This window comes from Nonomuraea sp. NPDC049486, assembly GCF_040676925.1.
Classification (GTDB): domain Bacteria; phylum Actinomycetota; class Actinomycetes; order Streptosporangiales; family Streptosporangiaceae; genus Nonomuraea; species Nonomuraea ferruginea.
Genome location: NZ_JBFAPV010000017.1, coordinates 15556 through 35687 on the forward strand (window position 1 = coordinate 15556; position 20132 = coordinate 35687).

Genomic DNA, 20132 nt, shown 5'->3' on the forward strand with positions numbered 1-20132 from the left:
CTCTTGCGCGCGAGGAGTTACTGCGGGCGTTACGGCTTCCGCCGCTCATGGCCGGTGCACGCCCGCGGCCTACCGTCCCCTGACATGAGCGGACTTCAACAGCTAGCCGACGCGACCGCGTCGTTCACCGGCCTCGCCGAGGAGCACGAGGACTTCCGGGAGAGCGTGCGGTCGTTCGTTGAGCACGTCTCACCGGAGACACAGGTACGCCGCCTCATGGAGGACGAGCGGGGTTACGACCCGCTGGTGTGGCGGCAGATGGCCGAGCAGCTCGGCCTGCAGGGGCTCGCCCTGCCCGAGCGCTTCGGCGGCTCGGGGGCGACCTTCCTCGAACTCGGCGTGGTGCTGGAGGAGATGGGCCGGGCGGTGATGTGCGCCCCGTTCTTCTCCACCGTGGTGCTCGCCGCCAACGCGCTGCTGCACTCCGGTGACGAGCAGGCGAAGGACGATTTCCTGCCGGGCATCGCGGCCGGCGAGACGATCGCCACGGTGGCGCTCACCGAGCGCTCCGGGTCGTGGTGGGGCGAGGACGTCGAGGCGCGCGCGGCCGTGGAGGACGGCATCTGGCGGCTGACGGGCGTCAAGTCGTTCGTCCTGGACGGGCACGTGGCCGACCTGCTGCTGGTCTTCGCCAGGACCGGCGCCGGCCTGTCGCTGTTCGCGGTCTTCGGGGAGGCCGCCGGGGTGACCAGGAAGCCGCTGCCCACCATGGACCAGACCCGCAGGCAGGCGGTGCTGGAGTTCGACCGCAGCCCGGCCAGGCTGATCGGGCCTGAGGGCGGCGCGGGGCCCGTGCTGGAGCGGGTGCTCGACCTGGCCGCGGCCGGTCTCGCCGCCGAGCAGGTCGGCGGGGCGCAGCGGTGCCTGGAGATGGCGGTCGAGTACGCGAAGGTGCGCAGCCAGTTCGGGCGGCTGATCGGGTCGTTCCAGGCGATCAAGCACAAGTGCGCCGACATGCTCATGGCGGTCGAAACAGCTCGGTCCGCGGCGCACTACGCGATGTACGCCGCCGGCGAGGACCTGCCGGAGCTGCCCGTGATCGCCAGCCTGGCCAAGGCGTACTGCTCGGAGGCCTACACGATGGTCGCCGGGGAGAACGTGCACGTCCACGGCGGCATCGGATTCACCTGGGAACACCCGGCGCACCTGTACGTCAAGCGGGCGATGTCGTCGGCGCTGCTGTTCGGCGACCCCGACCGGCACCGGGCCCGGTACGCGGACGGGGTGGGACTGTGAGCACGCTCCCGGGCATCGCCCGCGACGACCTGCGCGGGGTGATGGCTTGCTTCGCGACCGGCGTCGCCGTGATCACCGCCGCCCAGCCCGGCCGGCCGCCGGTGGGCATGGCGGTCAACTCGTTCGTGTCGGTGTCGCTGGACCCGCCGCTGGTGCTGTTCTGCGCCGCGCACACCTCGTCCACGTGGCCGGCGATCCGCGCCGCCGGGCACTTCTGCGCGAACGTGCTCGCGGCCGGCCAGGAGGAGCTGGCCCGGGCGTTCGCCCGCAAGGGCGACCGGTTCGCGGGCGTGACGCACACCCCCGGCATCACCGGCGCGCCCGTGCTGCGCGACGTGCACGCGCACATCGAATGCAAGATCGTCGAGACGTACGAGGCCGGCGACCACACGGTGGTGCTCGGCCGCGTGCTCGATCTCGACGCCGACACCGAGGCCGCGCCGCTGCTGTTCTACCGCAGCGCCTACCGGCTGTTCTGACGCCCACCCGCGATCTCTGACCCGGAACGTACAGGAGGACACACGTGGTAGCCGCGATCCGCCAGGCCGAATGGCACGCGCAGTTTCCCGAGGACTACCGATGGTCGTACAACGTCATGCTCGTGCTCGCCGTGATCCCGGCCGGCGGCGCCGAGGTCGGCGAGGTCGACAGGGTATGCCGGCGGCTCGCCGGGCACGTGGGGGACGACGAGCGCTGGTTCCGCGAGTGGCGCGCCATGGGCGACCAGGTCCGGGCGCTCGCCGAGGAGGCGCGGGAGCTCGGCGACCGGCGCGCCGCCATGGCGCACTACCGGCGGGCGACGAGTTACTACTTCGCCGCCGAACGGTTCCGCTTCCCCAAGGACGACGAGGCGCTCGACGCCTACCGCGCGATGGTCGACTGCTTCCGGCTGTCCGCCGAGCTCGACGACCGGTACCGGGTCGAGTACGTGGACGTCCCGTACGAGGACACCGCGCTGCCCGGCATCTTCGTCTCCGCCGCGCGCTCGCCCGGCGAGCGGACGCCCGCCGTGCTGTTCATGAGCGGCTTCGACGGCAACAAGGAGCACAACTGGTTCCTCGGCGTCGAGGACCTGCTCGCCCGGGGCGTCTCGGTGCTGTCGCTGGACAGCCCCGGCGTCGGTGAGGCCGTGCGCTTCCGCGGCGTCTCCCTGCGGCACGACTACGAGGTGGCCGGCAGCGCGGCCGCCGACTGGCTGCAGGGCCGCGACGACGTGGACCCGGAGCGGATCGGCGTGCTCGCGCTGAGCCTCGGCGGCTACTACTCCTCGCGCAGCGCGAGCATGGACCCCCGGTTCAAGGCGTGCGCCGCCTGGGGCGCGATCTGGGACTACCACCGGGTCTGGAGCGAGCGCATCGAGGCCGCGTTCGCCAAGCAGCTCCCGGTGCCCGGCGAGCACCTGGTGTGGTCCACCGGGACCGGCTCCACGCAGGAGGCGCTGAAGGTCCTGGAGGGCTTCCGGCTGGCCGACGTGGTGCCCCGGATGAAGGGCGCGTTCCTGCTCGTGCACGGCGAGGACGACCAGCAGGTGCCGGTGTCCGACGCCCACCTGCTCTTCGAGGCGTGCGGCTCGCCGGACAAGACGCTGCGGATCTTCACCGCCGAGGAGGGCGGCGCGCAGCACTGCCAGATGGACAACCTGTCGATCGCCGTACCCGAGATCAACCGGTGGCTGGCCGACCGGCTCGGCGCGTCCGCCACCTCCCGATAACGACCGGCTTAACGGTGCGCCGCCTAGCGTGCCCCGCACCAGCCGGAACAGATCCGACGACCGCCCACCACCTGGAGAGAGCTCACGATGTCTACCGGTAACCCCCGTCCGCTGATCTCGGTCGACTCCCATGTCGTGGAGCCGAAGGACCTCTGGCTCAAGAGGCTGCCGCAACGCTTCCAGCATCAGGCCCCGCAGGTGCAGTCCACCGAGCAGGGCGACTACTTCATCGTGCCGAACACGGGGATGTCGCCGAAGCCGGTCGGCACCGAGGGCGCGATGATCAACACCAAGATCAACGGTGTGATCACCAAGCCCACCGGCTACCGTTTCGAGGACCAGCGGGCGGGCGCGTACGACCCGGTCGCGCGCCTGGAGGACCAGGACAGCCAGGGCGTCCGGGCCGAGGTCGTCTATCCGGGCTGGCTGATCGTGCACAGCATCCCGGACTTCGACCTCAAGGTCGCCTGCGTCCGCGCCTACAACGACTGGCTGTTCGAGGAGTTCTGCTCGCACGCCCCCGACCGGCTGATCGGCGCCGTCGCGCTCCCCGTGGGCAACGGCCCGGTCGAGCCCGCGATCGAGGAGGCGAAGCGCTGGGCCGCGCGCGGCGCCAAGACCTTCCTCCTCCCCCAGGCGGTCCCCGGCATGGCCTGGGGCGACGCCCACTGGGAGCCGCTGTGGGCGGTGCTGGAGGAGATCGGGGTGCCCGTCGGGTTCCACCAGGCCGCCGGTCAGGTCGCCATCTTCAACGACAAGACCACGCCCGGCGTGTTCTGGACCACCGCCATCGGCAACAAGATCAGCCTGGGCTGGGTGTTCATGCAGCTCGTCTACGGGGCCGTGCCGGAGCGGCATCCGAACCTGCGGTTCATCCTCGTGGAGGGCGGCATCGGCTGGATCGCCTTCCAGCTCAACACGATGGACCACATGTTCACCGACCACCACCGCTGGACCGTGCCCGAGCTGTCGATGAAGCCCAGCGAGTACTTCAACCGCAACTTCTGGGCCACCTTCGAGGACGACCGCCCCGGCATCCTCACCCTGCCCATGCTCGACGAGAAGCGCCTGATGTGGGCCGGCGACTACCCGCACACCGAGGGCAACTTCCCCTTCGCCCAGGAGCAGGTCGCCCACGACTTCCAGGACGTGGACGACGCCGTCGTGTCCGCGATCACCCACGACAACGCGATCGACCTGTTCGGCCTCGACATCCCCCGCCTCGTCAGCTCCTGACGGCGAACGGTGCGGCGGCGGCCCCCTCCGGCCGCCGCCGCACCGTTTTCGCGCGGGTCGGGCCCGCGGTCAGGTCGCCCGAAGCTCGCGGACGAGCTGCCGGGTCGCCGGGGTCGGCTCGACCCCGAGTTCGGCCAGAGCCGTGGTGAGCCGCTGGAACTCGGCCAGGACCGCGTGCGGTGAGCCCAGGGCCCCCTCCACCCGCATCCGCACGCAGTAGGCGGACTCGCAGAACGGGTCGCGGTTGATCGCGAACGTGGCCGCCTGCCTGGCACGCTCCAAATAGCCCAGGGACACCGCCACCTGGGCCGCGTCCACCGCCGCGTTCACGATCATCACCTCCAGCTCGTGACGGCGCTCCTCGGCCCACTCCAGCTCGCTCTCGGGCAGGTACGGTCCCTCGACCATCTCCAGCGTGGACTCGATGCAGTCCAGCCGCTCCTCGCCCCGCAGCCGGTACGCCTCGCCGATCATCCGCTCGAAGCGCAGGTCGGTGCTGTCCACGTACAGGCCGTCCGCCCAGCGGACGTGACCGTGCGCGGTCCTGGACAGGTTCACCCCCGTCGCCTGGCGCAGCTTGTGCACCACCTGGCGGAAGTAGTTGCCGCCGCGGCGCGGGTCCGCGTCGGGGAACAGGCGCTCCTGCAGCCGGTGCCGCTCCACGCCCTCCGGGTGCAGCGCGAGATAGGCGGCCAGCTCCAGCACCTTGGTGCGGCGCGAGCAGCGGGGCACGCCGTCCACGATCAGGTCGACCACCGGGCCGTGCGTGTGCACGTCCACGACGATCACCCGCTCGGAGGGGACGGCCGGCTGCCGCTTGCGCACCTCCGGCGGCTGCTGCCCGACGAGCTGACGCCAGCGGGTGCCGCCGGCGTCGTTCTCGATCTGGCGGCGCAGCACGCCCGGTACGTCGTTCAGCGCGTTCTTGAGCACGAACAGGCAGCCGATCGAGCTGGCGGTCGCGTAGGCGAGCTCGACCGCGGCCGACGCCGCCTCGGCACGCCCCAGCCGGGCCTCGGCCTCGGCGAGGTAGGCCGCGGCGAACGGCAGCATGAGCGTGCGGCCGGCCGCCCGCATCGCCTCGGTGGCGGTGCGCAGCACCCGGGCGGCGTCCTCCGGCCGGTCGATGCGCAGGTAGGCGAGCCCCTGGAAGGTCTGGCCCCACTCGGCGTAGCAGCGGTTGCCGCTCGCCGCCGAACGGCTGATCGCGTCGGCGAGCGTCATGCGGGCGTCGTCCACCCGGCCCAGCGCGAGCTGCAGGACGCCGACCACGACCTCGAAGCAGGGCTCCCAGCCGAACAGGGTCCTGCGGCTGTGGTCGACCGCGGCCTCGGCGGCCGCCAGCGCCTCCTCGACGTGCCCCTCGGCCCACAGCAGCCATGCCTCGTGGAAGAACCACAGGTCGGTGTGGGCGCCGAACTTGATCGCCTCGGGCACCTCGTCGAGCAGCTCGCGGGCGAGTGCCAGTTCGCCCCGCCACACCAGGGCGAGCAGCGGGTGGGGGGTGCGGAAGAAGGAGCGCGGCGGCCAGTCCCCCTCGTCGGGGAGCATCCGCAGGAGCTGGTCGAGCCGCCCCTGCACGAGCAGTCCCCACGAGTAGACGCGCTCGCTGTCCACCCAGTCGCGGCCGGGCGGCGGCGCCACCGGCTCGCGGCCCGCCACCGCCTCCAGCTCGTAGCGGACCGCCTCGGCCCGGAAGTCGCCCTCGTAGCCGCGCACCAGCTCCAGGGCATCGGCCGGGCGCCACTGCATGGCGTAACCGACGAACGCCACCGCACCGGGGTCGGCCTTGGCGACGTCGCTGAGCACGCCCTCCTGGTGCAGCCGGAGGATGAGCGCCTGGGCCTCGGGGATGCGCCGCACCCCGTACAGCGCCCGCAGCGCGGCGCCGAGCAGGACCGGACGGGACTCGACCGCCGCCGGGCCGAACGCCTCCAGCCAGCGCAGCAGCACCTGCCAGTCCGCGCGCGCGGCCAGCGCGGCCACGGCGCGCTCGGCCGCGTCCGCGCCCTTCTCCAGCTCTCCCGCCTCCAGGTAGGTCTCGACGGCGTCCTCGTGCATGCCGCACTGTTCCAGCAGGCGGGCGTAGCGGCTCTGCAGCTCGGGCAGCTCCCCGGGCAGGCGGGCCTGCAACTGCTCACGCAGATGCTGCCGGAACCGGGGGTGGTAGACGAGCGCCCGGTCGACCTTGGTCGCCGGCAGGTGCCGCGAGCCCAGCGACTGCCACAGCCGGTAGCCCTTCTCGCCGCAGAGTGCGACGGCGGCCCTGGCGGTGACGCCGGCCGGGATCGACGTACGCAGCAGGAAGTCCTGCTCCTCCTCAGGGAGGCGGGCGAGGATCTCCCGGGAGACGAAGCCGGCCAGCACGTCCGGCCCGTTCCCCGACTGCAGCCCGGGGACGATGTCGAAGGCCACCGCGGCGATCCAGCCCTTCGTGGCCTCCATCAGCGGCGCCGGGTCCCGGCCGCCCTGGCCGTGCGCGGCGAGCAGGGTGCGCGCCTCGTCCATGCTCAGCGCCAGGTCCTCGCCGCTCACCCGGGCGATCCGGCCCTGCAGCATCATGCGGCCGATCGGGCCGCCCAGGTCCTCGCGGCTGAGGATGATCGTGCGGACGTTCGGCGGCAGGTAGTCGAGGAAGACGCCGAGCGCGTCGACCGCCTCGTCCGCCTCCACCAGCCATTCGCAGTCGTCCAGGACGAGCAGCAGGGACGTGTCGTGGATGCCCTCGGCGAGCATCGCCGCGACCTCGGCCGCGGGGAAGCCCTCCTCCAGCGCGGTCTCCACCGTGCGCGGCGCCTCGGGGTTCACCTCGGCGAGGGCCTTGGCCAGGTAGGTCATCAGCCGGGACGGGCTGCGGTCGCCGGCGTCGAGCGTCAGCCAGGCGAGCGGCCAGCCGAACCGCGCGGCGAACATCCGGGTCTGGACGGTCTTGCCGGACCCTGCCGCGGCGAAGATCACGATGGTCTCGTAGACATCGAGGAGGGTGGCGAACTGCTCGTCAAGGCGGTCTCGGGCGATGGTGCCACGTGGTAGTCCCGGGGGGAGGACCTTGTGACTCAAGATCATGCCGACCTCAGTTCACGGAAGTGTAACGTCACGCAAGGCCGCCGAAATCCCCGCGTTACGGCGGTGTGGTCTCTCCATAAAGTGGTACGGGACGACCAAAGTCAAGACTTCTTGGCCATTTAATGTCATTTGGGCGATATATCCCCATAGAGATCACTTAGGGCGGTCGTTCGCCAGGCACCGATCGTGCCACCCGGGCATTCTCCGGGCGTCACCCGGACCGCCTCTCCGGATCCCGGCAGGGCCATAACGACGGTGGTAACGCGGGCCGGATGAGGTGGCTCGTGGAGCCCTCTGCCCCCACCGCACGTGAACGGAGCCCGCACGGTGTTCTATTACTTCCCGGACAACTACATGTGGTCATCGGCCTTCAACCTCGCCCTCATGGCGGGCGGCTCGCTCGGTGAGATGCACCGCTGGCTCGCGCCGCTGCGCGACGGCGAGCCCGAGCCCGAGGCCTGGGGCAAGGCGTGGGCGGGCATGGCCGGCCAGCAGGAGGAGCAGGCCGAGAAGGACCTCCAGGCGGGGCTGCGCCGCAGCGCGGGCCTGCGCTATCTGCGCGCCTCGGTCTACCACGCCAGCGGCGAGCGGCAGATCGCCCCCGGCCCCGAGAAGACGGCCAGCTACCGCGCCGCGCTCGACGCGTTCGAGAAGGCCGTCGAGCTGGCGCCGCTGAACGTGGAGCGCATCGAGGTCCCCTCTCCCGACGGCGTCCTGCCCGGCTACCTCATCCCCGCCCGCACCGCCGAGCCCGCCCCCGTCGTGATCTTCTACGGCGGCTTCGACGTCACCAAGGAGATCCTGTACGGCTTCGTCGAGGAGGAGTTCGTCCGCCGCGGCATCACCTGCCTGGTGATGGACAGCCCCGGCGTGGGCGAGCCGCTCCGGCTGCGGAACGTGCCCTCCCGGCCCGACTACGAGGTCCCCACCGGGGCCGTCATCGACTACCTGGAGACCCGCGCGGACGTGGACGCCGACCGCATCGGCGTCATGGGCATCAGCCTCGGCGGCTACTACGCGCCGCGGTCGGCCGCGTTCGAGCCGCGGATCAAGGCGTGCGCGGCCTGGGGCGGCATCTGGGACTGGGGCGCCACCTGGGAGAAGCGCTGGGCCACCCGGTCCAAGACAGTCTCGGTGCCGTGGTTCCAGCTCCCCTGGGTGATGGGCACCGACACGATGGAGGCCGGCCTGGAGCGGGTGCGGCAGTGGACGCTCGTCGACGTGCTGCCCAAGCTCACCCAGCCGCTGCTGATCGTGCACGGCGAGAACGACCGCCAGGTCGCCGTCGAGGACGCGCACAAGGCGTACGAGGCGGCCGGCTCGGCCGACAAGACCCTGCGGATCTTCACCGTCGCGGAAGGCGGCGCCGAGCACTGCCAGACCGACGAGCCAGACCCCGCCCGGCAGCTCATCGCCGACTGGTTCGCCCAGCGCTTCGGCACGCTGCCCGCGCAGTCCTGAGTCCCGTTCCGCGACGATGGGGAGACATTGACGTGAGCACCGACACTGACGTGAGCACCGGCACCGCCGGGGACGGCCGCGGAAAGGTGACGCTGGACGACGTCCACGCCCTGTGCGAGCGATACCGCAACTGGGGCAAGTGGGGCCCCGACGACCAGATCGGCACGCTCAACTACATCGAGCCGGAGATGGTCGTCGCCGCCTCCGCGCTCGTCCGCCAGGGCAAGGTGATCTCCTGCGCGCTGCCGTACGACGGCGACGGCCCGCAGAACGGCTGGGGCGGCCGGGTGAACCCGATCCACCTCATGCTGCAGGACGGCGGCGACGCCGCCATCGGCGCCCAGGACCACATGGCCAGGCTCCGCTACGCCGACGACGCCGTCTACATGCCGTTGCAGTCAGGCACCCAGTGGGACGCCCTGTCGCACGTGTTCTACGAGGGCAAGATGTACAACGGCTTCGGCCAGGAGCACGTCTCCAGCACCGGAGCGGGCAAGTGCGGCATCGAGCTGACCACCGAGAAGGTCGTCGGCCGGGGGGTGCTGCTCGACATCCCCCGCCACCGCGGCGTGCCGTGGCTGGAGCCCGGTCAGGGCATCGACAGCGCCGAACTCGCCGCCTGCGCCGAGGCGCAGGGCGTCACCGTCGGCCGCGGCGACTTCGTCCTGGTCCGCACCGGGCACATCGCCATGTGCCGGGCGCGGGGCTCGTGGGGCGACTACGCGGCCGGCGACGCCCCCGGCCTCTCGCTGGACTCCGCGCACTGGATCTGCGGCAACGAGATCGCCGGCGTCGCCACCGACACCTGGGGCATGGAGGTCCGGCCCAACGAGACCGACGAGATCTTCCAGCCGGTGCACATCGTGCTGCTCGTCAACGCCGGCCTGCTGATCGGCGAGATCTTCGACCTGGAGAAGCTCGCCGACGACTGCGCCGCCGACGGCGTCTACGAGTTCATGTTCGCCGCCGGGCCGCTGCCGTTCACCAAGGCGGTCGGGTCCCCGCTGAACCCGCTGGCGATCAAATGACCCCGCCCGCCTTCCGGAGATTCCCGTGAACGTCGACGAGCTGAACCGGCTCCCCATCGCGTGGGAGCCCGACCCCGCCGCCTTCCCCGGCACCCCGCTCGGCCGGATGGCCGCCCGGCACGGCCTCACCTCGGTCGACGAGGTCGCCGACCGCGCCGCCGCCGATCCCGAATGGTTCTGGGCCGCCGCCGCGGACGACGTCGGGCTGCGCTGGCGGCGACCGTACGAGAAGGTCCTCGACCTGTCCGACGGCCCCGAGTTCCCGCACTGGTTCAAGGGCGGCGGACTCAACTGGGCCGACTACGCCGTCGACCGCTGGATCGACGAGGGCCGCGCCGGCGCCGAGGCGATCGTCTGGGAGGGCGACGACGGCGCGGTGCGCACCCTCACCTACGGCGAGCTGAAGGAGCAGATCGACCGCGCCGCCGGCGCGTTCGCCGCGCGCGGGGTCGGCGTCGGCGACGTGGTCGCGCTGTTCCTGCCGATGGTGCCGGAGGCCGCCGTCGTCATGCTCGCCGCCGCGAAGATCGGCGCCGTCGTGGCCCCGTTCTTCAGCGGGTTCGGCCCCGGACCCGTCCGCGAGCGGCTGCTCGACTCGGGGGCGAAGCTCATGGTCACGGCCGACGGGTTCGAGCGGCGCGGCAAGCTCGTGCCGCTCAAGGAGACCGCCGACGAGGCCGCCGCCGACGCCCCCGGCCTGCGCACCGTGCTCGTGGTCCGCCGTCTCGGCCGCGACATCCCGCTCGTGCCCGGCCGCGACGAGTGGTGGGACGAGGCGACGGCCGCCGCCGAGCCGATGACCGAGACCCCGGTCTTCGACGCCGAGACCCCCTGCGTCCTGCTGTACTCGTCCGGCAGCACCGGCCGGCCCAAGGGCTGCCTGCACACCCATGCCGGGCTGCCGTTCAAGTTCGCGCAGGAGGCCCGGCACGGCTTCGGCATGGACGTCGGCGAGCGCCTCATGTGGGTCACCGACATGGGCTGGGTCATGGGCGCCTACGTGGTGACGGCCGCGTTCACCAACGGCGGCACCGCCGTCCTGTACGAGGGCACGCCCGACCATCCCACCCCCGACCGCCTCTGGTCGGTCGTCGAGCGTCACCGCGTCACCGCGCTCGGCGTCTCCCCCACCCTCATCCGGGTCCTCGCCGGTCTCGGTGACCGGTGGCCGGACGCCCACGCGCTCCCCGACCTGCGGGTCATCTGCAGCACCGGGGAGCCGTGGAACCTGGAGCCCTGGTGGTGGTGCTTCCGCCACGTCGGCAAGGGCCGCACCCCCATCGTCAACATGAGCGGCGGCACCGAATGCGGCGCCTCCATCGTGAGCGGCTCCGTGCACCGCCCGATCAAGCCGGCGGGCTTCTCCGCCCCCTCGCTCGGCATGGCCGCCGACGTCTTCGACCCGGACGGCCGCCCCGTCCGCGGCCAGGTCGGCGAACTCGTCGTCCGCGCCCCCTGGCCCGGCATGACCAAGGGCCTGTGGGACGGCCCGGAACGCTACCTGTCCACCTACTGGAGCCGCTTCCCCGGCAACTGGCAGCAGGGCGACTTCGCCTACGTCGACCCCGACGGCCACTGGTTCCTGCTCGGCCGCTCCGACGACACCATCATGCTCGCCGGCAAGCGCGTGGGCCCCGCCGAGATCGAGTCCCTCCTCGTCGACGACCCCGCCGTCGTGGAGGCCGCCGCGGTGGGCGTCCCCGACGACCTCAAGGGCGAGGCCCTCGTCTGCTTCGTCGTCCTCACCGGGGACGCCGACCCGGCCGAGGTCCTCCCGCGCCTGGAGCAGTCGATCGTGGCCCGCGAGGGCAAGGCCACCCGTCCCAAGGCCGTCCACGCGGTCGCGGCCCTGCCGAAGACCCGCAACGGCAAGGTGATGCGCCGCGTCGCCCGCGCCGTCTACATCGGCGCCGATCCCGGCGACGTCACCGCCCTGGAGAGCCGGGAACCGCTGACCGGCTTCCCGCGCCGGGACAGCGTCTGAACAGGGCCTGATCCTCGACAACGAACCCCGCGCCGCCGTTCGGGCGACGCGGGGTTCGTCTCGTGGTCAGGCGGTCTCGGAGCGCTTCTCCTTGACGATGTCGGCGAGCGCGTCCTCCAGGGACCAGCGGGTCGTGTAGCCGTACTCCCGGCGGAAGAGGGAGTCGTCGAAGTTCATGGGCCAGCGGTGGTCGGCGTCGCCGGGTTCGATGGTGGCGCCGGGGATGAGCTTGCGTGCGACCTCCACCATGTCGCCGATGCTGCGGTAGTCGCCGCGTACGTGGTAGACGTGGCTCGACGGGACCGGGCCCTCGCTCGCGCGGACGAACGCGTCGGCGGTGTCGTGGATGTAGACCATGTTCATCATCGAGCCGCCGTGGTAGGCGGGCCTGCCCGGCTCGCCGGCGAGCGGCTTGGTGACCAGTTCGTCGACGAGCCGGCGGGCGGTGCCGATGAGGCAGGCGGCGCCGTACGCGAGGCCGATGCGGATGGAGGTGTTGGTGACGCCGAGAGTGCGCAGGTAGTACTCGCCCATGGTCTCGCCGAAGATCTTGCTGCCTTCGTACACGTCGCCCCCGTGGATGCGGGCGTCCTCGGCGATGGGGCGGGCGGGGTCGTGGTGTGCCGGGCTGAAGAGGGCCGCGCTGCTCGCCAGGACGGTGCGTGACACGCCGAGCAGGCGGGCGGCTTCCAGGACGTTGTAGGTGCCGACGACGTTGGACTGGATGCACTGGCCGCGCTGGCCGGCGGAGCGGTCGTGGAGTTCGGCGGCCAGGTGGATGATCCGGTCCACGCGGTGGGTGCTCACCAGGTCGGCGACGAGGGAGAAGTCGGTGACGTCGCCTTCGACGAAGGTGAGAGCGGACGGGTCGGGGGCGGCCGGCTCGCGGGCCCAGTCGGGGCGGCGGTCGAGCGCGATCACCGGGTGGCCGTCGCGCAGCAGCCGGTCGACGACGTACGAGCCGATGAATCCGGTGGCGCCGGTGACCAGATAGGTCATTGCGGGTCTCCTGATGGGTGAGGCGGGGGAACGCGGGATGCTGGGGTGGCCGGGCGTCAGCCGCCGGGCCGGAAACCGCCGTCGATCTGCAGGGCGGCGCCGGTGACCGACCGCGCCGCGTCGGAGGCGAGGTAGGCGAAGGCGGACGCGGTCTCTTCCGGCTCGATCATGCGGCCGAGCGACATCGTCGCGGTGTACCGCTGTTCCAGGTCCGCCAGGTCCGCCATGTCAAGGTCACCGGTCGCGGCGGCGAAGATGCCGGTGCGGGTGGGGCCGGGCAGGACGGCGTTGACGCGGATGCCGTCGCGGCCGTACGCGGCGGCGAGTGAGCGGGTCAGGTGGACGACCGCGGCCTTGGCCAGGCCGTACGCGGGGAAGGCCGGGGTGGGCCAGAGCGCGGCCGTCGACGCGGTGTTGAGGATGACGCCGCCGCCGTTGGGGCGCATGCGGGCCACGGCGGACCGGCAGCCGTGCCAGACGCCGGCGACGCAGACGCGCCAGACCTGGTCGAACTCGTCGTCGGCGTCGTCCTCGTGGAGGGATCCGCCGGCGATCACGCCGGCGTTGTTCACCGCGATGTCGCAGCGGCCGAAGCGGTCCATCGCGACCTGGAACGCGCGGTCCACCTGGTCGGCGTGGCGGACGTCGGTGCGCTGGAAGACCACCCGCGCACCGGAGGGGTCGATCTCGGCGGCCGCTCCGGCCGCGGAGTCCGCGTAATCGGCGAGCACCACGCGCGCGCCGTCGGCCACGAAGCGTTCGACGGTGGCGCGGCCGATGCCGGAGCCGCCGCCGGTGACCACGGCCACCCGGCCGTCGAGGGGGCCGGTCATGACGCCGCCCCGGGCGGCAGGTGCTCGGCGAGGAACGCGCCGGCCAGGTCGGCGGTGGTGTCGACCAGTTCGCCCATGGGGCCGCCGTGACCGCCGTGCGGCAGCAGGTGCAGCGCCTTGGGCTCGCCGGCGCGGGCGTGCAGGGCGAGGGAGTGCTCGGCCGGGATGACCGTGTCGTCGCCGGGGGTGATCAGGCACAGGGCGCGGGGGGCGATCGCGGAGACCAGCTGCTCGGGAGAGAAGCCGAGGGCGAGCCGGGCGTTCTCCAGCGGGTAGTCCTCGGGATAGGCGGTGGCGATGAGCGTGGCCTCGGCGTCGGCGGCCGGGCTCGGCGGCAGCGGCATGAGCGTGCCGAGCGGCACCCGCTCGCCGAGGCCGGTGCGCACCCGTTCCGCCTCGTCCCTGGCGACCCGGTCCAGGAAGGCGGGCCAGGATCCCGGGCCGTGCGGGCCGCCGTGCGGGCCGCCGTTCAGGTCGCCGTGCAGGTCGCGTAGCCAGCGCCGGCCGTCGGCGAGCGGGACGAGGGCGACGCAGGCGCGGAGGCGTTCGTCGGCGGCCGCGGCGGCGACCGCGATGGCCCCGCCGAAGCTGGCGCCGATCACGCCCAGCGCCGAGCCGTCGATCTCCGGCCGGCCCGCCAGGTAGGTGGCGGCGTTGGAGACGTCGCGGACCTGCTCGTACGGGTCGCAGCGCAGCCGGGCGCCCTCGCTGCGGCCGAAGCCGCGATGGTCGAGGGCGAGCACGGCGTAGCCGCGCCGCGCGAGGCGGCCGGCGAGCGGCAGGACGCGGAAGTTGACCGCGCCGCTCCAGCCGTGGCTGGCGACCAGGGCGGGCATGGCCCCCGCCCGCTCCCGCGGCGTGACCAGGACGCCGGTCAGCCGCAGGCCGTCGCTGTAGAAGTGCACGATCTCGGTGTCGACCCGCGGACCGTCTGGGAGGTCGAGCCGGATCTCGTTGTCGGCCGGCACGATCATCGTGGTAGGGCTCCCGTCCGAATCAGGGCAGGGCTCGTCGACATGGGGCTCATGGATGCGGTGCTCGTGAAATGAGGGCTCACCGCTGACACGTAACGCGGTCCCCCATTACCTCCCGCGTTACGCCGTGCGCCGCCGCCCCGGGGTATGCCCTGGCGGCTGTAGTGGGCGCGGGAGAAAGGAGCCCGCCATGGGTGACAGGCCGCTGCCGATCGAGCCGGGTGAACGGCTGGACTACCTGCTGTCGCGTAAGAGTCTGCAGCTCGCGACGCTGGATCCGGACGGGGCGCCGCATCTGGCCACGATGTGGTTCGGGGTGCTCGACGGCGAGATCGTGATGTGGACGCAGCGTACGTCGGTGAAGGCGCGCAACCTGCGCAACGACCCGCGCGTGGCGTGCCTGGTGGATTCGGGAGAGGATTACGGCAGCCTGAAGGGCCTGTCGGTGACGGGCCGCGCGGAGCTCGTCGAGCACGACGAGGGGATGCTGCGCATCGGTGAGGCGATCGTCTCGCGCAACTTCCCGGAGCCGGGCCGGCCGGACTACCGGGAGATGGCGCTGTCGGGCGCGCGGGTCGGCATCGTCGTCCATGCCGACCGCTGGGCGAGCTGGGACTTCGCCCGCTCGGCGGCGCGCCGGCCAGCCGGTTAGCCGGTCGAGGCCGCCGTGATCGCGGGCAGGAGCTCGCCGAGCACGGCGGCCTGGTGCCGCGGCGACTCGTCCAGCGGGTGCAGGATCAGGTCGGTGACGCCGAGGCCGGCCAGCTCGGCGAGTTGTTCCGCGCAGGTCGCCACGTCGCCGTGGACGGTGGCCTCGCGGCCGTGGTCGGAGGTGCCGTAGAAGGCGCCGAACCAGGCGTCGATCGTCCGGTGGGCGCGGGCCCGGTCGGGCTCGACCAGCAGGTACACGCGCTTGGCGACGCTGAAGGAGTCGCGGGCGCGGCCTTCCTGCTCGGCGACCTCGTCCAGGCGGACGGCCAGCTCCGCGAAGCGGGCGGTGGGCTGCCGACCGGCCGCCACCCAGCCGGACCCGAGGCGCAGCGCCCGGCGCAGCGCCGGCACCGAACCGCCGCCGACCCACAGCGGGGGCGGCGCGACCGGGCGCGGGGTCACCGTGACGTCGGCGAAGGGCCAGATGGGGCCGTCGTGGGTGACGCCGGTCCCGGTCCACAGGCGGTGCACCGCCGTCAGGAACTCGTCCAGGACCGCGCCCGGCCGGTCCTCCCAGTCGCCCAGCCGGAGCGCGGGGAACAGGCGGCGGTCACCGCTGCCGACGCCGACCACGAGCCGGCCGCCGGTGAGGTGGTCGAGCGAGGCGAGCTGCTTGGCCGCCGCGATCGGGCCCCGGCCGGGGGCGACGAGGACGGCGATGCCGAGCCGGACGCGGGTCGTGTGCGCGGCGGCGAAGCCCAGCAGCGCGATCGGCTCCGGAGTGGGCATGCGCCCGGCGAGCTGGTCGAGGGTCCACAGCGCGTCGACGGACGTGGCCTCGACGTCGCCGAACCAGGCGGCGATGGCGGCGGGGGCGGCGCCGGCGAAGCTCAGCGGCAGGTTGAGCCCGATGCGCGGGCGTGGGGCGGCGGGCACGTGGACCTCCTCGGCGAGGGCGTCGCCGTCGCGGACAGAGGGCCGCCAGCGTGCCGGGCGCGCCGTTACCTGCGACGTTACGAACCGGGTCCGTAACCACGGGGCGAACGGCGAGGCGGGAGAGTCACGGCCGACAACCAGGAGGCACGAGCATGGCAGTCGAGCGGTTCCCGGTCGAGGGGGGCCACATCATGATGTTCGCGCGGGCCGTCGGGGATCCCCACCCGGCCTACCACGGCGCGATCACCGGCACTCCGGCGATCGCCCCGCCCACGTTCGTCTGGGCGGCCGACCACTACGACCCGGACAGCGCCGTCCGGCCGAAGCCTGACGAGCCCTGGCCGGGCTCGGGCGCGACGCCCTCCGGAGCGCCCGCCGCCGACGGCGCGGGTCTCGGCCTCCACGCCGAGCAGCGGTACGAGTACCACCGGCCGGTGCGCGAGGGCGACGTGCTCAGCGCGGTGGACCGTCCGGGCAGGACCTGGCGGAAGGAGGGACGGCGGGGCGGCGCGCTCACCTTCACCGAGACGATCACGGAGTACCGCGACCAGCGGGGCGAGCCGGTCGTCACCGCGACGATGGTGACGGTGACCACCTCCACCACGGTGGGGGCGGGCGGATGACGGCCGTGGCGGCGGGCGACACCAGGGAGCTGGTGCTCGTCCGCGATCTGACGAGGACACGGATCGTCCAGTACGCGGGAGCTTCGGGCGACTTCAACCCGGTGCACACCGACGAGCGGTTCGCGGTGGAGGCCGCCGGTTACCCGTCGGTGTTCGCGCACGGGATGCTCACGATGGGCATGGCGGGCCGGGTGCTGACCGACTGGTTCGGGCCCGAGTCGCTGCTGCGGTACGAGGCGCGGTTCCGCGCCCAGGTGTTCCCGGGGGCGACGCTCACCGCCCGCGCCCGGGTGGAGTCGGTGCACGGCGACGGGACGGCCGCGGTCGCGCTGACCGTGACCGACGGGCAGGACGCGGTGGTGATGACGGGGAACGCCGTCGTGCGCGCGTCCGCAGAAGCGAAATGACCTCCGCGGATCGAGGAGACGTTGTCATGCCGGATGGAAACCCGCTGATCGGCCGTGTCGGATTCGGCAGCGGCACCATGATCGCGCAAGGGTACGGACAGGTGGACGAGGACGCGGCCCGGGGCGCGGTCGAGGCCGCGTACCAGGCGGGGGTGCGCTTCTACGACACGGCGCACTTCTACGGCTCGGGACGGTCGGAGGCGATCGTCGGCGAGATCCTCCATGGCCGGCGCGACGAGGTGCGGCTGTGCACCAAGGGCGGCGTGCGCTACACCGACCCGACGAACCTGCTGACCCTGGTCTGCGACTCCTCCTACGACGCGCTGCGCCGGTTCATGGAGGAGTCGCTGACCCGGCTGCGCACCGACCACGTCGACGTCTACCTGCTGCACCAGTTCGATCCGGCCCTCACCCCCGAGCAGCAGATGGAGAACCTGCTGCGCCTCAAGGAGGAAGGGCTTGCCCGCGACGTCGGCTTCTGCAACTTCGGCGCCGAGGCGGCCAGGCGGGCGCTGGCCACCGGCATCCCGACCGCCGTCGAGTACAGCTTCAGCCTGCTCGACCACCGCTACCTGAACGAGCTCGCCGCCTCGGGCGCGCGCGGCGGCCTGCGCATCACCTATGGCTCGTACGTACACGGCCTGCTGTCGGAGGACTTCACCGACGACCACGAGTTCGAGCCCGACGACTGGCGGGGCCGCAGCCGCCGCGAGGGGCGTTCCGGCACGTCGGGCAACGTGTTCTTCGCCGGTGACGCGTTCGCCGCCAATCTGGCGATCGCCCGGCGGCTGCGCGCGCTCGCCGACCCGCTGGGGCTCTCGCTCGCCGCGTTCGTCCTGGCCCTGACGGTGCGCCAGCCGTACTCCGATGTCGCGCTGTTCGGCTGCCGCGACGCGGCGGAGGTGGCGGACGGCCTCAGCGGGCTGTCCGCCGACCTGGACGACGAGACCCTCGCCCGCGCCGCGGAGATCCTGGCGACCGCGAACCGGCCGGCCGAGAACCTGCTCGGCCTGTGAACCCACCCTGCGGCGACCGAGCGTAACGGACCCGTTAACGAGGTCTCCGCAGGATCAGGTCCCCCTGACGCATCGCCGTCACATGCTGGTGACTCCGCCGGAGTCGTCGACCCCCCGGAAGGTTGATATGCGAAAGAGCAAACTCGGGATAATCCTCTGTGCGGCACTGCTGGCGGCGGCCTGCGGCTCCGGCGGTGACGAGGGCGGCGACACCGCGCAGGCGGCCGGGCTGCCCTCCACCATCAAGATCGGCGTCCCGCTCGACCTGAGCGGTGCGGCCGGCATCGCGGGCGTGGGGACCAGCGAGCGCGACGGCGTGCGGCTCGCCGCCAAGGAGATCAACGACACCGGCTTCCTCGGCGGCTCGAAGATCGAGCTCGTGGAGATCGACACCAAGGCGGACAAGCAGGAGGCCGTGCAGGCGGTGCTCAAGCTCGCGGCGGACAAGGTCGACGCGGTCGTGGGCTTCACCCTCACCCCGTCGTTCCTCGCCGCGGGACCGCAGCTCCAGCAGAACGGCATCCCGACGATGGCGGTCGGGCTCTCCGCGGCCGGCGTCACCGAGGTCGGCGACTACATGTTCCGTCTCTATCCGGACATGGCGAACGTGATGCCGCCCGCCGACAAGGAGTTCGCCGAGACGTTCACCGGGCTCAAGACCGCGGCGTACCTGTACCAGAGCGACTCCGAGGCGGCCAAGATCGTCATCGGCAAGCGCAAGGAGACGCTGGAGGCCGCGGGCATCACCACCGTCGGCGAGGAGACCTTCGTCGGCACCGACACCGACGTGCGGGCCCAGCTCACCAAGCTCAAGCAGGCGAACCCTGACGTGCTGGTGACCATGCCCCTGCCCGGCATGATGAGCACGATCTACCTGCAGCTCGACGAGATCGGCTACGACGGCCCGGTGTTCATGGCGCCGGACGTGAGCGACGCCACCATGGAGCAGGCGGGCCAGGCCATGCAGTGCTTCGTGTACGTGACCGCCTGGAACGGCCAGAGCACCGAGGGGAACAACGCGCACTTCCTCGACTACTGGAAGCAGCACGGCGAGAAGCGCTCCGCCACCGTGTTCGAAGCGGCCGGCTACGCGTCGCTCTGGTCGATGGCGCACGCGTTCAAGGAGGCGGGCACCACGGACAAGAAGACCGTCCGGGACACGCTCGCCGGGCTGAGCGACATCGACACGCCGTTCGGCAAGATCGGCTTCACCGACAACCGCACCGCCAGCGTCAAGGGCACCAAGCTGCAGATCGTGGACAGCAAGATCACGCTCTTCGACCCGCAGACGGCCGCCGCCTGCAAATAACCCGTCCCTTCAGAGAAGCCGCCGCCCCGGCACGCCACCAGCGTGCCGGGGCGGCGTCGTCACTCGCACGGAGAGAGGACCTCCACCATGACCCTGGGCATCACCCACCTCGTCCACGCCAACGTGGTCTGCGCGGACTTCGACCGGTCGTTCGACTTCTACACCCGCGTGCTCGGCGCCCGCCTGATCGGGCAGGTCTTCGAGTTCGACGCCGCCGCGGACTTCCAGGCGATCCTCGACGTCACGGGCTCGGTGCGCTGCAAGGCCGCGCTGCTCACCTGGAGCGACGACGACGCCGCGACCTACCTCGACCTGCTGTTCTTCGCCGACGAGCGCGGCGAGCCCGTCCCCCGTACGGCCAAGCAGCCCGGCCTGGCCCGGCTGGGCCTGCGCGTCCGCGACATGACGGCCACCCTCGCCCGGATCCGCGAGCACGACGTGCCCGTGGTGGCCGGGCCGGTCACGCTCACCCCCATGCCGGGCCGGCACCGCCACGTGCTCACGATCCGCGACCCGGACGGGACCATGCTGAACCTCATGGAGTTCCCGGAGCTCGGATCCGGCCGTGGTTAACGCCCGTATCGGGACGTAACGGTGGCGTTAACGAGCTGACGGAACGCTGGGCACCTATCTCGTCACACCGAAGTCAGCCTGGTCCCCCA

18 protein-coding genes are annotated in these 20132 nt (G+C 72.2%); 13 read left to right on the forward strand and 5 right to left on the reverse strand.

Annotated elements, in window-relative coordinates; genetic code table 11:
- The first annotated feature begins 84 nt into the window (after nucleotides 1–84).
- From AB0K05_RS36650 to AB0K05_RS36665, 4 genes are all read left to right on the forward strand, one after another.
- On the forward strand, nucleotides 85–1236 hold the full coding sequence (locus AB0K05_RS36650; protein ID WP_364235484.1) for an acyl-CoA dehydrogenase family protein: 1152 nt from the start codon (nucleotides 85–87) through the stop codon (nucleotides 1234–1236).
- Nucleotides 1233–1715, forward strand: coding sequence for a flavin reductase family protein (locus AB0K05_RS36655; protein ID WP_261808478.1), 483 nt, complete (start codon nucleotides 1233–1235; stop codon nucleotides 1713–1715). Before AB0K05_RS36650 ends, AB0K05_RS36655 begins: the two co-directional genes overlap by 4 nt.
- Before the next feature lie 44 nt (nucleotides 1716–1759).
- The gene (locus tag AB0K05_RS36660; RefSeq protein ID WP_271279429.1) at nucleotides 1760–2947 is read left to right on the forward strand and encodes an alpha/beta fold hydrolase; all 1188 of its coding nucleotides are present in this window, start codon (nucleotides 1760–1762) and stop codon (nucleotides 2945–2947) included.
- A gap of 87 nt (nucleotides 2948–3034) precedes the next feature.
- On the forward strand, nucleotides 3035–4183 hold the full coding sequence (locus AB0K05_RS36665; RefSeq protein ID WP_148030959.1) for an amidohydrolase family protein: 1149 nt from the start codon (nucleotides 3035–3037) through the stop codon (nucleotides 4181–4183).
- A 69-nt stretch (nucleotides 4184–4252) separates the two neighbouring features.
- Here AB0K05_RS36665 and AB0K05_RS36670 read toward each other — a convergent pair whose 3' ends face one another.
- Nucleotides 4253–7249, reverse strand: a complete 2997-nt coding sequence (locus tag AB0K05_RS36670; protein ID WP_345482681.1) for a BTAD domain-containing putative transcriptional regulator — start codon at nucleotides 7247–7249, stop codon at nucleotides 4253–4255.
- A 327-nt stretch (nucleotides 7250–7576) separates the two neighbouring features.
- Here AB0K05_RS36670 and AB0K05_RS36675 point away from each other — a divergent pair, with 327 nt between their 5' ends.
- The 3 genes from AB0K05_RS36675 to AB0K05_RS36685 are packed head-to-tail and all read left to right on the forward strand — an operon-like array spanning nucleotide 7577 to nucleotide 11722.
- On the forward strand, nucleotides 7577–8710 hold the full coding sequence (locus AB0K05_RS36675) for an alpha/beta fold hydrolase (RefSeq protein ID WP_271279670.1): 1134 nt from the start codon (nucleotides 7577–7579) through the stop codon (nucleotides 8708–8710).
- A gap of 32 nt (nucleotides 8711–8742) precedes the next feature.
- Entirely contained in the window at nucleotides 8743–9738 is a 996-nt protein-coding gene (locus AB0K05_RS36680; RefSeq protein ID WP_271279671.1) for a cyclase family protein, read from the forward strand.
- 25 nt (nucleotides 9739–9763) lie between these two features.
- Nucleotides 9764–11722, forward strand: coding sequence for an AMP-binding protein (locus AB0K05_RS36685; RefSeq protein ID WP_271279672.1), 1959 nt, complete (start codon nucleotides 9764–9766; stop codon nucleotides 11720–11722).
- A 66-nt stretch (nucleotides 11723–11788) separates the two neighbouring features.
- On the opposite strand, the gene AB0K05_RS36690 is transcribed toward AB0K05_RS36685, so the two are convergent.
- The 3 genes from AB0K05_RS36690 to AB0K05_RS36700 are packed head-to-tail and all read right to left on the reverse strand — an operon-like array spanning nucleotide 11789 to nucleotide 14528.
- Nucleotides 11789–12721: an NAD(P)-dependent oxidoreductase gene (locus AB0K05_RS36690; protein ID WP_148030955.1), complete on the reverse strand. Its 933-nt coding sequence runs from the start codon at nucleotides 12719–12721 to the stop codon at nucleotides 11789–11791.
- Nucleotides 12722–12777: 56 nt separating this feature from the next.
- The gene (locus AB0K05_RS36695; RefSeq protein WP_271279673.1) at nucleotides 12778–13554 is read right to left on the reverse strand and encodes a glucose 1-dehydrogenase; all 777 of its coding nucleotides are present in this window, start codon (nucleotides 13552–13554) and stop codon (nucleotides 12778–12780) included.
- On the reverse strand, nucleotides 13551–14528 hold the full coding sequence (locus tag AB0K05_RS36700) for an alpha/beta fold hydrolase (protein WP_364235491.1): 978 nt from the start codon (nucleotides 14526–14528) through the stop codon (nucleotides 13551–13553). Before AB0K05_RS36700 ends, AB0K05_RS36695 begins: the two co-directional genes overlap by 4 nt.
- Nucleotides 14529–14718: 190 nt before the next feature.
- Here AB0K05_RS36700 and AB0K05_RS36705 point away from each other — a divergent pair, with 190 nt between their 5' ends.
- Nucleotides 14719–15180 carry a TIGR03618 family F420-dependent PPOX class oxidoreductase gene (locus AB0K05_RS36705; protein ID WP_364235494.1) on the forward strand — a complete coding sequence of 154 codons (462 nt, stop codon included), beginning with the start codon at nucleotides 14719–14721 and terminating at the stop codon, nucleotides 15178–15180.
- On the opposite strand, the gene AB0K05_RS36710 is transcribed toward AB0K05_RS36705, so the two are convergent.
- Nucleotides 15177–16115, reverse strand: coding sequence for an LLM class flavin-dependent oxidoreductase (locus AB0K05_RS36710; RefSeq protein ID WP_364235497.1), 939 nt, complete (start codon nucleotides 16113–16115; stop codon nucleotides 15177–15179). The two genes, AB0K05_RS36705 and AB0K05_RS36710, sit on opposite strands and share 4 nt — an antisense overlap.
- A gap of 152 nt (nucleotides 16116–16267) precedes the next feature.
- On the opposite strand from AB0K05_RS36710, the gene AB0K05_RS36715 reads away from it, so the two are divergent.
- The 5 genes from AB0K05_RS36715 to AB0K05_RS36735 all read left to right on the forward strand — a co-directional run bounded on the left by AB0K05_RS36715 (nucleotide 16268) and on the right by AB0K05_RS36735 (nucleotide 20043).
- A complete protein-coding gene (locus AB0K05_RS36715; RefSeq protein WP_364235500.1) occupies nucleotides 16268–16738 on the forward strand; it encodes a MaoC family dehydratase N-terminal domain-containing protein in 471 nt (156 codons plus the stop codon).
- Nucleotides 16735–17145: a MaoC/PaaZ C-terminal domain-containing protein gene (locus AB0K05_RS36720; RefSeq protein WP_148030949.1), complete on the forward strand. Its 411-nt coding sequence runs from the start codon at nucleotides 16735–16737 to the stop codon at nucleotides 17143–17145. The genes AB0K05_RS36715 and AB0K05_RS36720 overlap by 4 nt, the downstream gene beginning before the upstream one ends.
- 26 nt (nucleotides 17146–17171) lie before the next feature.
- Nucleotides 17172–18161 carry an aldo/keto reductase gene (locus AB0K05_RS36725; protein WP_364235503.1) on the forward strand — a complete coding sequence of 330 codons (990 nt, stop codon included), beginning with the start codon at nucleotides 17172–17174 and terminating at the stop codon, nucleotides 18159–18161.
- Between the two features lie 127 nt (nucleotides 18162–18288).
- Complete coding sequence (locus tag AB0K05_RS36730; RefSeq protein WP_148030947.1) at nucleotides 18289–19470, forward strand: ABC transporter substrate-binding protein; 1182 nt, start codon at nucleotides 18289–18291, stop codon at nucleotides 19468–19470.
- A gap of 87 nt (nucleotides 19471–19557) precedes the next feature.
- Nucleotides 19558–20043: a VOC family protein gene (locus tag AB0K05_RS36735; protein ID WP_364235505.1), complete on the forward strand. Its 486-nt coding sequence runs from the start codon at nucleotides 19558–19560 to the stop codon at nucleotides 20041–20043.
- Nucleotides 20044–20132: the final 89 nt, after the last annotated feature.

Coding starts and splice junctions, on each gene's coding strand:
- AB0K05_RS36650 (WP_364235484.1), top strand. CDS start 85: ATGAGCGGACTTCAACAGCTAGCCGACGCGACCGCGTCGTTCACCGGC.
- AB0K05_RS36665 (WP_148030959.1), top strand. CDS start 3,035: ATGTCTACCGGTAACCCCCGTCCGCTGATCTCGGTCGACTCCCATGTC.
- AB0K05_RS36670 (WP_345482681.1), bottom strand. CDS start 7,249: ATGATCTTGAGTCACAAGGTCCTCCCCCCGGGACTACCACGTGGCACC.
- AB0K05_RS36690 (WP_148030955.1), bottom strand. CDS start 12,721: ATGACCTATCTGGTCACCGGCGCCACCGGATTCATCGGCTCGTACGTC.
- AB0K05_RS36695 (WP_271279673.1), bottom strand. CDS start 13,554: ATGACCGGCCCCCTCGACGGCCGGGTGGCCGTGGTCACCGGCGGCGGC.
- AB0K05_RS36700 (WP_364235491.1), bottom strand. CDS start 14,528: ATGATCGTGCCGGCCGACAACGAGATCCGGCTCGACCTCCCAGACGGT.
- AB0K05_RS36705 (WP_364235494.1), top strand. CDS start 14,719: ATGGGTGACAGGCCGCTGCCGATCGAGCCGGGTGAACGGCTGGACTAC.
- AB0K05_RS36715 (WP_364235500.1), top strand. CDS start 16,268: ATGGCAGTCGAGCGGTTCCCGGTCGAGGGGGGCCACATCATGATGTTC.
- AB0K05_RS36720 (WP_148030949.1), top strand. CDS start 16,735: ATGACGGCCGTGGCGGCGGGCGACACCAGGGAGCTGGTGCTCGTCCGC.
- AB0K05_RS36725 (WP_364235503.1), top strand. CDS start 17,172: ATGCCGGATGGAAACCCGCTGATCGGCCGTGTCGGATTCGGCAGCGGC.
- AB0K05_RS36730 (WP_148030947.1), top strand. CDS start 18,289: ATGCGAAAGAGCAAACTCGGGATAATCCTCTGTGCGGCACTGCTGGCG.
- AB0K05_RS36735 (WP_364235505.1), top strand. CDS start 19,558: ATGACCCTGGGCATCACCCACCTCGTCCACGCCAACGTGGTCTGCGCG.